The 13,902-nt window shown below is 47.9% G+C and carries 2 protein-coding genes; both read left to right on the forward strand.

Going from position 1 to position 13,902, the window contains the following annotated elements:
• Window positions 1–12,855 carry a discoidin domain-containing protein gene (locus CIK92_RS12990; protein ID WP_094389350.1) on the forward strand — a complete coding sequence of 4,285 codons (12,855 nt, stop codon included), beginning with the start codon at window positions 1–3 and terminating at the stop codon, window positions 12,853–12,855.
• Window positions 12,856–13,662: 807 nt separating this feature from the next.
• The gene (locus CIK92_RS13935; protein ID WP_173823854.1) at window positions 13,663–13,830 is read left to right on the forward strand and encodes a hypothetical protein; all 168 of its coding nucleotides are present in this window, start codon (window positions 13,663–13,665) and stop codon (window positions 13,828–13,830) included.
• The last annotated feature ends 72 nt before the right edge of the window (window positions 13,831–13,902 follow it).

Raw genomic sequence — 13,902 nt, forward strand, 5'->3', positions numbered from 1 at the left:
ATGCTGAGTAAAAGAAGATTATATACTACGATAATAGCCTTGCTGACCCTCTGCACCACAGCTTTTGCGCAGACGGGTAGCTTCAGCGGACCTGTGAGATATGTGAAGACGAATGGATCTTATGCCAACGACGGCACTTCGTGGGCGCAGGCTAAGAACAACCTGCAGGATGCCATAGAGTCGCTTCACGACTATATGACCCGAAACGGCATCACGGAGGGACGGGTGTATGTGGCGAAAGGAACATACAGCCCCACCACTTCTACCCCCGGTGGCGACGGTGTGCTATACACTTCTTTTCTTATCTATGAGGGCATAACGGTGTATGGAGGATTTGATGCCGCAAATCCCGAAGACACTCCCGAAGAACGTATCGTCCTTGATGCTAAAGGTTCGGAAATGCCAATCTCTGAAGCCAAAGGATTGAAGTGGCTAATGAAGAACACCACCACGCTCAGTGGTAATCACAGTAGCTCTACGGAAGACCCGATGAAGTGGGACTCGAAAAAGAACGAATACGACGAGTCGTTTACGGGCAACTCATACCATGTGGTATGGTTTGCCACCAACACCTCAACCCATTCCTCCGGTCTCGACACCAAAAACCGCGGCGTGGCTCTTGCCGATACCGCCGGTCTCGACGGCTTTACCATACGCGACGGCAATGCCTCCAACCGCACCGTGCCCGAGCAAACTGACGGCTCTCATGCTTATCACAACAGTTATGGCGGCGGAGTGTATATGGTGGGCAATACCGTGCTACGCAACTGTATCATCCGCCAGAACTCATCGTCGCTGCGTGGAGGCGGTGTGTATATGGACGGCGGCGGACTGATGGAGCAATGCTATGTCACCCAGAACCAGTCGGGCGGAGTGGGTGTTACCGACGGATATGGTGGCGGTGTAGCTTGCGATGATGGCGGCATCGTGCGCCATTGTCTCATCGAGAACAATGCCGCGAGATGTGGTGGCGGACTCTCCATAGCCTTCTCCTCGCAGCCTAAGGACGACAAGGCGCGATATGCTTCATACGCAACGGGATGCGTGGTGAACAACAACACATCATCGGCCGAGGCGGGTGGAGTGTTTATGAAGAATGGCGGTCTGCTCAACCACCTCACCATCACATGCAACAAATGTGTGGGAGCGGGAGTGGTGTATAATAGCCGTCGCTACGGACGCAGCGGCGGACTGTATGTGGATGGCGGCGGTATGGTTACCAATTCCGTGATATGGGGCAATGAGGTAGCTGCCAACAACAATGTGCAGTATGCCACATACCGTGAGAATGCCTCCACCCCGAAGGTGAAGCTCGACTTCGTGGCTCTCTCCAAATACAACTACGTCGATTGGAGCGGAACGGTGAAGCGCACCAACGGAGTGTATTCCTTGAATGAGGAAAACAGCAATGAGTCTATTCCGGGATATTATCCTGACTTCACCAATGTCCCCGATGCAACGGGAGTGCTGGGTAGTTCCACTGTCTCAAGACGATGGAATCCCCGCGCCTCGTCATACCTGCGCCATAAGGGGATGCAGCTCAACGACTATCCAACGAGCGCCAACTATCCCAATGGCTCTGACTACGAGACGGAAGGCAAGGACATCATTGATGCACATATCACTGAGGACATCTTAGGCAGTCAGTTTGCCCCCCGTTGCGTGCTTGGCGCCTTTGTGGCTAATAGCTTTAATGGTGAATATGAGTTAGTGGCAAGTATGGAAGACAATACCACTCCGATAAAAACAATATTTATCGACCCCACCACTGATGCTGAGGTGTCATTAGTTTCAGATGAGACATTGGGCAATTCGTGGGAGAATGCTTTCAGTAATATCAACGATGCCTTGGATTATGTTGTCAAGAAGCTCAATCCCACAGCTACCAATCCTGTGCAGCTACTTGTCAAGGAGGGCACAACCACCACGGCTGGAAACAATTATATTCCCTATATCCGCTCGTCGTATATCGACCTGCCGAGCCATGTGCGGCTATATGGCGGTTTTGCCTCATCGCTCACCGGCACCAACATATCCAAGCGCAATCCCAAGGCTTACCCAACCCGCATAACCGCCAACATCACAGGTGGCGACTATGCCGAAAATGGTTGTCATATCATCACCGTGCGCCATGGAGCGACCGACGTTATTGTGGATGGCTTCCAGCTCTACTTTGCCAATGCCCAGACGAGCAGTGTGCTGCCCACCCTCGCTTTGGAGGGAGGAGCGGGCATCGCCATTATCAACAGTTATGCCGACAAACTGATGGAGAACATCAAGATACGCAACTGCGTGGTAGCCAACTGCACCGCCTCGCAAGGCTCCGCCCTTTTCCTGCGCAACACTCCAGGAGCCGTGATGCAGGTGGATGTGGAGAACTGTATCTTCCACAACAATGCCGTGACCCGTCAGCAGGCAGCCACCGTTGAGGCTACGGGCAACAACGCCACGCTCACCCTCAACCACTGTCTCATCCGTGGCAACGTGGGATATGGCGTTATGGCAACTGATAATGCCAATATCAAGGTGAAGAACACCGCCCTTCATGCCAATATCGGCTATGGCTCATACACCTCAGGCAACAATCCCAAGATAACGGATTTGAAGGCTGATGCCTCTACTCCCGATTCCAAGGTTGTCACTTTCTATACGACATCAAACGGAAGAATAACATTGGCAGAAGGAGCAACCAATGCCAACAATATGATGGACCTGGGAGTAACTTCTTTTAGCGATGTCGCCACCTCCAAGTTCTCCTATCACTCCTCATTTACCGACACCTATCCCAAGTTCATCAACCCCACGAGCAACATTGGGGTAAACAAGGATGGTGATGTGACGATGTACGGTGGCGACCCCAACTGGATGCCGATGAACATGAATCCGATGGTGAATGCTGCCAACGAGACAGGTTCCTCAGCCACTGACCCCGGCTTTGGCAAGGACATAACAACAAATATCTACCGCAACTATGGCGGTGCAGCCGACATTGGTGCAGTGGAGAACCACAATGAAGTGGCAGAAGGCGACACTTCCAATGAGGATGTTGAGGGAGGCTACCAGCCACCATACGGCAAGGTTATTTATGTGCGCGACTACCGTAATCCCGACGGAACAATAGACAACACAAGGGATGGTGACGGTTCATCATGGCAGAATGCCATCAATGGAAACCTCGAGTCAGACAAATATAAGAACAACCACGGCTTTGGCGGCGTGGATGCGGAACTGTATGAAGACGGCTATCAACTTACAGGACTCCAATGGGCTGTGGATGAGGCTTTTGCCCGCTCGTTGGATAGGAATGATGATAATACTATTAAATATACGACAAAATCAGGTGTAACTCATTTCAATCCAGGAAGTCAAAGCACAGTCAATCCTGACCGTACAACTATAGAAGTCTCAACTGTTGACAAGAGCAAGCGAGTTCAAGTCTGGATAGGTGAGGGTGAATACATCCGTCGCGAAGGCTTCTTCATGCGTGATGCAGTGGATGTATATGGTGGTTTCCCTGGCAAGGGAGGCGACCCTCAATCCCCTGGTATGAAAGAGCGTATGCCCAAGACATCTATCCTTGAGACATTGAGAGATGACGAGGTGACTGAGACAGGTGTTATTGGTACAGGAGCATGGGGGCCTCAGGTAGATGACTATAAGCATAATGTATTGGCTGCTTATTCCTCAGGAGATGTCACTAATTTGTGGAAAGTAGTTGACTTTTCTTCCGATGATAAACAGGGTAATGCACCTGCATGTATTGATGGAAATAATGATACATTCTGGCATTCGCGCTGGCAGGACGATAATGCAGGTCATGGAATTAAAAATGGTGGTCTGCCTCAGTGGATAATTATAGATATGGGACAGACATATGAAATAACATCTCTGAAAATCACAAACCGCAATTATTATCCCAACAACTATACAATAGGATATGCACCATCTTATTCCGATGATGGTATAGCTCAACAAGTAGATGAGAAAGCCTTCACGCTGATATGGGAAAATAAAATTACAGCAGATAAATCACAGACCCTTGTTTTTGGTAGGACTATTAGTTGTCAATACTTATATATTAAGGTCAACTCAAATAACAACAGTCAAAAGCATGTTGACATATTAGAGATTGAGGCCTATAACGGCAGCACAAAGATTGACCATTTATTAGGTTCGAGAGTCCAAAACAATGTATATGATCTTAATAGTTATGCAAAGGCATATAAGTCACAGCGTGTGCTTACCCAGCCATATCCTTACTTTAAGGGAAGTGTACAAATAAATGGAAAGGAACCAGGAAATAACCTGGAGTTTGATAACGACCCAATTAATCCATTCTGTGTCATTACCAGTTGGGATGGTTTTGTTATCCGCAACGGAAGAGCCAAGATTACACATCAGCGTGACGGTGGAGCTGGAGTGGCTTTGCGTATCAATGGACGTTTGGCTAACTGTGTGATAACAAATAATATTCTGTCGTCAAAATCAAATACTCGTGGAGGTGGCATATTCCAAAATGGTGGAATAATTGAAAACTGTGAGATTGATGGTAATATATTAAATAGTGAAGGCGGTTCTGACAATAATGTCTTTGGTGGAGGACTTTATCAAAGAACTGGTACTGTATTCAACACTTCTGTCATTCATAATAAGATTACAGGTAACGGAACAACGCAAGGTACTGGCGTGTTCTTTGAGAATGGACGATTCTATAATAATACAATTACGGCTAATGAAGGACCATATACACTGTATTCTGGAAAATGGTTCTCAAATGGCCGTATTGATGTGTATAACTCAATAATTTATAATAATACAACAAATAATACCAAAGAATTCGACTGTACCACAGAAAAAGGCAATATCACTCTGAAAAACTGTTTGTTTAAGAATAAAAATACACACAGGACTTTTGACAATTCCTATACTAATGTTGATGCTTCTTCATTCGTTTATATGGATGACAAGGGTATGTCAGTCTCAGACCTCTTCAACGATGCCGACAATGGTGACTATAGTTTGAAGGAAGGGGCTATTGCCATTAATATGGGAACTGACCAGTTGGGTAAGAATATGGAGGGTACTGCCGATATTGTGCTTCCTTCATACGATGCGCAATATGCCGACCGTATCCAAGACTGCACCGTGGATATCGGTGCATACGAGTTTAATGGTGCGTATAGCATTACGCCGGATGTAACTACAAGCACGGACAAGGCGGTGTACTATGTCACGCAGAACGGACGCGGCACAGGCTCGGCTGCCAATCCCGCTAATGCGGCTTGCTGGACTAAGTTGCAGAAGGTGCTGGATGCTGCGGGAAGATATGTGTATGAGCATAAGGACGATGTAGTCAAGAAACAAGTGATTGTGAAGTTGGCGGGCGATGCGCCGGAGGAAACAACTGTAGGCGGGAACAAAACTTATCAGTATTCTGGCTTTGTATATCGCCCTCGCCGCTCATACAAGAAGACGAATTCGGGACAGGAGGTGAACACACGCGACTATACTATCATCGTGCCTCATGGAGTGGAGGTATGGGGAGGATATAGCGACGACTACGAAAGTGCTGACAAAAACGGATTCTATACCAAGGTCTCTGAGGGCAACTATACCGACAACCGTGATGTACTGAAAAACCGCACAACTCTCAGCGGTGTATATCAGGCTGATGACCAGGATGTAAACGTGTATAATGTGGTGACGTTCACCAATAATACATTTGACGAAGAGGGAACACTCAATCCAAATGATACTCTTGAAAACATATCAGCCCGCGCCGTGCTCGACGGACTATTCATTGAAGGCGGCAATGCCGACGGCGAGAAGCAATCTACAGGAAAGAGAACTGACACTCGTGTGGGTGGCGCTGCCATCGTCACGGGCTATGCCCATATACGCAACTGCGTGGTGCAGAACAACAAGGCTACGGATTTCGGAGGTGGACTGTATCTCGAAGAGGGCGCATTGGTGAGCGGAAGTATCGTGCAATATAACGAGGTAACCAAGGGTGACGGAGGAGGACTATACGTGGAAGAACCGGCATCGGCATCCTCTGAGAATGTCAACGCCGCAACCAACCCTGCCCGCATCTTCACATCCGACATCATCTATAACACGGCAAGCGGAGCGGGAGGAGGTATCTCGTTCACCACCAACGGCACGCCGAATGTCAGGGCAAACAGTGTGCTGTTCTGGCAGAACACGGGTAGCGAGCAGTCGAACGTCAACGGCATGACAACACCGACGGATGCGGGGAACACCAACCTTACCATCAAAGACTATCCCATATCCTTCTGCGCCACTGAGACAACACGTGAGCCGGGTATCAACAACATCGCAGTGCATACCGATGTGGTCAAGGGTGTGCGCTTCGCCACAGAAACGTACAACCATGACTATATCGACAGCAAGGGAACGGCTGTCAAGAGAATGCATAATAGTTATGAGTTCTATAAGATAAAGAAATACAGTCTGCTGGCACGTGGAGGCATGGAGTACAAGGACTATAATCGCCTCGTCGCTACATACGCCCTTACCACCGAAGACCTCGCAAAGAAAACACGCACATTCCCGGGCAACGACTTCATTGACATCGGAGCGAGGGCCATCAACGAACTGGTGCTGCCCAATCCATCTGCCGGAAACCTCATGACCCGAATCTTCGTGGTGAAGAACGAGGAAGACGTAGCCACAACATCCGTAGAGGTGATGCAGAACCAGACTACGAGTCCATACTATCAGCAGGAAGGTTCGTCGTTTGCCTATCCCATGCGCTATCTCGACGATGCGCTGCAATATGTGAGGGAGGCACGCAAGCTAAAAGATGCGAATGGCAATTATACAAACAGAAACCAGAAGTTTGAGATTATCCTCAGCGGCGGAACATATTACCCCATGCGTAATATCAAGGGTGAATATGTGAACAGCCGTGGACGTACATATCTCGTGCCTGAAGGCGTGACCATCGTTGGAGGTGTCAAGACTATGCAGAGCAAAAATACTTATTATGGCAACACTGCTGAGCCATCTGATAATACTACTTTTACTTATGGCAATTCAACTGTCGTTATCTCCCATCCCAAGATTAAGAACATCATAGAGAACCGCGAACTCTCCGACATCAACCACAACAACATTGCTGAACCGTGGGAGATGGCAGTGCAGACCATTCTGTCAGGACAGGTGGTGAACGGTAATTCCAACGAAAACGTATATCACGTCATAACTTGTATCGCCGACGAGAAGCACGTGGGAGGACTGCCTGATGCTACGATTAAATATCACGACATCACAAGTGAGAAATATGACGCAAATGCCGGCAACGGCACTGTTCCATACGAGCGTGGTGTGCCTGTCATCATTGATGGTGTGGAGATCGAGGACGGCATGGCAATGGGATATGACGAGAAAGCCGTGAACAGTAAATCAACATACTATAAGGGGGGTGCCATCTGTGTCGAAGGCAACTGGACTACAGGTAATGTCTTAAGAACATATACGGATGGCAGCGGCAATGCTATCGAGAGGCCTGTAGGATATAGAAGCATACCTCTTGAGGTGCGCAACTGCAACTTCCGCAACAACGGAGGATGCCTTGGAGGTGCCATCTTCACCGACAGCGAGCTGAAGGTCTTCGCCTGCAACTTTGTGCAGAACTATGCCAAGGTGGAGACTGACCAAATAGGTAATAATAGTGTGACATACGCCGGACGTGGCGGCGCCATCAATGCCAGCTACAACACCGTGATAGTAAACTCGCTGTTTGCAAACAACGAGGCTGACACAAACTATCAGACAGGTGTGGGAGGTGCTGTGCTGCTCGGAGAGTATGCCTCGCTCCACATGATTAACTGCGACGTGGTGCGCAATCTTGCCTATGCCTATCCCGCTATCTATTGCTATAAGCCAAATAAAGGAGGCAAGTACTCTGATGGCGAACAAACATTGAAAACCAACAATCCACATAAGATTGTCAACACCATATTCTGGGGCAATGAAGTGACGGGTGACAGCGGATTGAACAGGGTAGCCAACCTTAGTCAGGATAATAATAAGAAGAATGCCGAGATGCTGTGGTTCTGCGCCTACGAGGAGGGTAAGGGTAACGCCCCTGTAAACTCCGGAAACAATATTGATTACCGACTCCAGACATATAAAGGCTTCGGAACTTTCATACCTTCGCTGTGGATTGGCAAATATAACTATCTCTATACAGACAACACAACTATCAAAGAGTCAACAGTAGATAATCCCGACAAGGATCCCAATACAGGTCTTAACCCCGTTACCTGCAACATCATCATCGCCTCTGACAACGACGCCATCAACGGACCGAACTTCATCAACCCGTCGTCAAAGGCAGGAAAGGCAGGATATCATACCTCTGCCGACTGGATGATAGGTCGTATCAACAACCTCGTGGATAATGGATGGACATATCTACAGCAGGACCTGAGCGGTAAAAAACCGACGTTTGTCTATGAAGAAGAAAAGGCAAAGGGTGCCGGTATCTATCGCCATACGGCGTATGACGACAAAAATGTCAACACGGGTGAGACGGCTGTGCCAATCGGTAATGACGAGTATATGACATACGCCGATGCTACGGGCAAGTCGATGCTGCGTATTTCCACCGACCCCAACCCTACTCACCACCAGACTTACATTGATCTCGGCGTGTATGAATACCAGCACGTGAAGCTCGACCCGTCGGTGGAGAAAGGACATGTAGATGTGCTGTGGGTGACGCAACAGGAGAGAACCAGTGCCTCGGTGGCTGACGGTAAGACATGGGAGACGGCGACGAGCGACGTGCAGCGAGCTATAGAGACGCTGCTTGCATCACGCAACGGACACGACAAGGAGATTCGTATGCTTGAAGGACAATACCAACCGGTATATACCATCAATGGTAATCTCGGTTTCACTATCACAACAGACATCTCTACGAGTAGTATAGTGCCGCCCGTTGGCTCGACACCCGAGGGTGTGAACTCCCTTACTATACGTGGTGGCTACAGTAAGGATGTGCAGGGACTGGAGAACATCCACGACTATCCCGTTTATCTTTTCGCTTCGGAACGCTCGGGCGTGAATGAGGATCTCCTCGGACATATCTTCGTGATAGGTGATGTAAGGCAGAGGGAATCTTCGGGAAATGTTACTAACGATGTGAAAGACTATGTCGTTCCTGTATATTTCGACGGATTGACCTTCTGTAATATTAAGTCTAAAGATAAAGACGGAGGTGCCGCTGTGTTCTATAAGGATCAGGTCGATAAAAATGGTTCTCCTGTAGGTAAATCATACGTTACGGAGAATGGAGAGATAGTCAGCAATAATGGTGTTAAATATACTCAATATCCAATCAGCGACACACCATCTGAATATCCTCTCTATAAGCTGACGATGAACCGCTGCGACTTCCGCATCAATGGAGCAACCTCAGAAGTGCCGGCAGTAACTATAGGCGAGGGTGGAGGTGACGCTCTCATCTATAATTCCGTATTCCATAGCAATGCGGGAAGTCCGCTCGTCGCCACAGATACCAAGGTGGTTAACTGCACTTTTGCCCTCAATGGTGGTGAGATAGAATTTTCAGGCAATTCGGAGATGCACAACTCTGTGCTTTGGCGCAATAACGGGTATGAGACTACTCGTGAATGGACAGGTCTAACCGCTACTGGAAGCATGTCGTATAATGCCATATCGTCGCTCAGCTCAGACGATAATGTCAATAATTATAATGTGACGTTGTCATCCGACAACAACAACGTGCTGCAAGGCCCGAACTTCTTCGACCCGGCATTAACTGCTGCTGACAGTTGGGCTAAGGCTTCGCGCGACTTCCGTGTCAATCCGAGTGCAAAGATTATCGGTAAGGCATCGCCTAAGAAATATGTGGAACTCGTGAGGGACCTCACGGGAAGGTATCCTTACACTTCTGACGTGGATATTTCGAATGCCGACGATGACAACGACCCATATTATGTGGACTTGGTTAAGAAGGACTTCGACCTTGCCAATAACAGCCGCTATTACGGCTCTGCCGGTATGGAGAGAGGTGCTTATGAATGTATCGCCACTCTTAGCCGTGTGCTCTATGTCAATCCATCGCTTGACTTGTCAGGCCCTGACTACAACGGATTCTCTTGGGAAAAGGCATATACCAAGGGCAATCTCCAGAAAGCCATAGATGCTGCAGCCGTTTATTCTAACGTCCATGAAGGCGAAAAGTCGTATGTCTTCGTAAAGGAGGGTACGGACACATCTACCGGTAAGCCCATCACCATGCGCAACAACGTAACGCTTTATGGAAGTCTGCCGTCAGCCATCAATACGGGAGTTGAGGAGACGACAGATAAGAATGGAAACAAGTATTACGATAACGACAAGATAGAAGAATATATCAAGGCTATGGATGCCGACCGCGACGGTATGGCTTCTTCTTACGCCAAGCATACCATCGTGAATGGTGTAAAATCGGTGGAGCCTTTAACCTACTGTCTTTTCGACGGACTTCTGATTGGTAATGCCGATAACGGTGCTGCAAACAAATCCGCTTCGCCCGTGGTGGATATACAGCAAGGCAATGTGGCCCTGCGCAACTCCATCATTGCCAACAATGAGATTACTGCCACCGGTCAACACCTCGTCAATCTCCAGTCGGGACTGCTCTACAACACGCTTATACGTGACAACAAGATGCCATCAGCCTCCTCAGCCCTTGTCGATCTCAGCTCCGGAGGCTATATGCTCAACTGCACTGTCGTAGGAGGTGACTTGACTCAAGGCTCCACCGCCTCACATGCCATTAATAATATAATGTATAAGGAGACGGACTCTACTATGCCGTTTGCCCCCTACTTCCGTCCTTCCACTACGGCTTATCATGGAGAAATACCAGAGGCGGATGTCAGCAATCGCAACTTGTGGTATCAGCTACACGAACGTACAGACAATATTGAAGGCGGTGATAACGGAACATCGGGTGACGGCAAGAGCCATATCTCATCTTCTCTTCAGCAATTTGTTGACTATACCTCAGACCGTGACCTTCTCGGCAATCCCCGTTTCATTGGTTCCAATGTGGATAAAGGATGCTTTGAGACATGGTCAACGGGAACTATCAACTCGCCATTGGACATACATGCCAATACTCTTGCCACAAGCTACAACGGGCAGACTTATCCACATGAAGGCTCAGTGGTGTATCTCCAAAAAGGTGGCAATCTGATTTGTGATGTAAAGAGCGACAATTCACCATACTTTACCAACGCCAATCCCCTGCGCCCAGGCTACGTTCTGGCATCGGAGGGCGGCTCGCTCTATGGACAGGGCAATACTATCGACCTCCGATATGTGGCAGCCGAGAGAACCATCGGACAGCAAACCATCGCACAATACTCCCTCGTCTCACTGCCATTTGACATGAACTATGGGACGAACGATGAGGGCGTAATGCCTTTCGTCACAACTACCACATACGATAAAAATAATAACAATGTTACGGAAGAAGCCGTTGCCCCATTCTATCGATATGAGTATGACGGTGAGGCACGAAGCAACTATAAGTACAGCTTTGCAGAGAGCGACTCTCCATGTTGGAAACTGCTCACCACAGACACCCGCACAGCCAACGAGGGTATGCTCATCGACCGTGGCTCTACAGCTACAAAGCAAACTCTTCGTTTCACCGCATACGGAGCGAAAGCCGCTGACGATCCTGACGCTCACTATCTTTATCGCGAGTCTGCCGACAAGGATTATGTCACCCTCACTCAATATGACGACCGCACATCAACCAATGGCGGTGCTGACTTCACCTTCACCTCTGTATATAATATGGGATGGAACCTCAAGGGCATGCCTTATCTTATAAGCAATTATCCCGTATATAAGAAGATGGACGACGGGACGTATGCCATGAATGTGCCGCACGTGGTATATACGATGAACCCCAATGGAAGCTATGTGACGAAGCAATCGTGGTATGCTGATAATACACTCTCGCCCGGAGAAGCCTTCTTCACACAGACGGCAACCATCAACAAAGAGGAGCATCTCCACTTTGCCCAGCTCTTATATACCTCTTCTGCTTCTACTAACACGGGCAACACTCGTAACGTCCTCAATATCTCCTTGTCTTCCGCAGATGCAACAGGTGAGGATGCCGATCGGAGCGTGGGCGTTTCACATGCGGCTGGCGTTGTCAGTCTGCAGCCAGTGGATAACACCTCTGATGATAACACCTCTATGGTATATACCATCAATCGCGACGGAGCGAAGTTTATGTCGATGAATCCCGCTATCCCCGACATTGCCGTATGTGGCGCTGGCGGCGAGATGATGTCGTTGGTAGGTGCTGCTCCTATTGAAAAGGAAATATCCTTGGCTACGAGGGTTGGCTCAACCGGTCGTTACATCTTCTCGCTCGATAGGAGTGCAGGCGTTTCACCCGCCACCACCGAGGTATGGCTAAAAGACTATCAAACGGGCATTGTAACGAATCTTATGGAAGATGATTATACTGCTGAGATTACTGTGGGCGAGAATCCTGCATCCCCGGTGCTTACCACAGGTAGATTCTCATTGACCATCGGCGGTGTGCGTCCTGACATCGGTGAACGTGATGAAAACAGTGCCAGATGGACCATATCCATCAACCGTTGTCACGTAACAGTCTCTGGTCTCTCCACAGATTCCGATGTCCTCTTCTACACCACCGATGGCATACTCCGCCATCGTGCCACTCCATTCCTTGGCAAATGCGAGGCAGAGCTTTCTCCTGGCGTATATGTAGTCAGGGCAGAGGGAAATAGCAAGGTTATAGGGCTTGTAAGGAGAGATTAATAGGGAATTTTGCAATAAAAGACGAAAATCTTGACCTATACGCCTAAAATATGTACCAAATCCAAACTGCATTATTAGCACCCATTTTGACCTATACGCCTCATTTTCACCCCTCAAAATAACTATTTTGACCCCACAAAATGGCTATTTTCACCCTCAAAATGGTCACTATGAGACGTAAAGTCAAATCATATTCATTTGTCACCCAAGCAGAGGATGGTATCATCTTTTCAAAACCTCGTTGCTGCTTTGAAGGAGAAATCGATTCGGACTCTCCTTATATGAATAAAGGTAGGTTCTATAAATTAGTTTTCAATGTAAGGCAGTGTTTCTGTTTTACTTGGATGTCTTCACGCCTCTCGCACCGTATCTTTTTGTCTTTCATTCAGTCACGTAGCCCGCTACGCTCCCTCGTGAAAAACAAAAACCTACGGCACGATAGTCGCAAATACATCGCAAGCTAATTTATAGAACCTACCTAATGCTGTCAGTGAACGCCCTTTCGATAGAGGTGGTGCGATTAGGTACATAACTGCAAAATGAAGAACTCTGATGGTAAGGCATTGAAACAATAATGCTCTGATACATCTACCATAGCGGAGGGCAGCATGAAACAGCCCAGTGCATCCAGGTCTTTGACTGCTAAATGGATTCTGCCGATGTCGTAAGGATGTACAAGAGGGGGTGTGTCAGAAGTAACTGACACACCCCCTCTTTCATAACTTAACGTGAGTTCGATGAATTATAATTCATTGAAAATATGGTAATTAGCGAAATTTTTAGTAACTTTGTAGTGGATAAAAAACAATGAAACTAAAGAATTTCGCTATGATTACCGAAGACAAAGTTACAGAAATTTTCTGTATTGCTGATGATTTTTGCAAAGTTTATGATGCGCAGATGGCAAAATATACGTTTAACCCAAATCGGTCATTAGGATTTCTCTGTGTCGTACGGCAAAGAGAAATCCTTTAATTTTTCCCATATAGATAAGAATGATTGTCGTGTTTTTAGTGATCTAGCCAAATATAGGATGTGCTTGTCCTT

The sequence above is a fragment of the Prevotella sp. P4-67 genome (assembly GCF_002251325.1).
Classification (GTDB): Bacteria; Bacteroidota; Bacteroidia; order Bacteroidales; family Bacteroidaceae; genus Prevotella.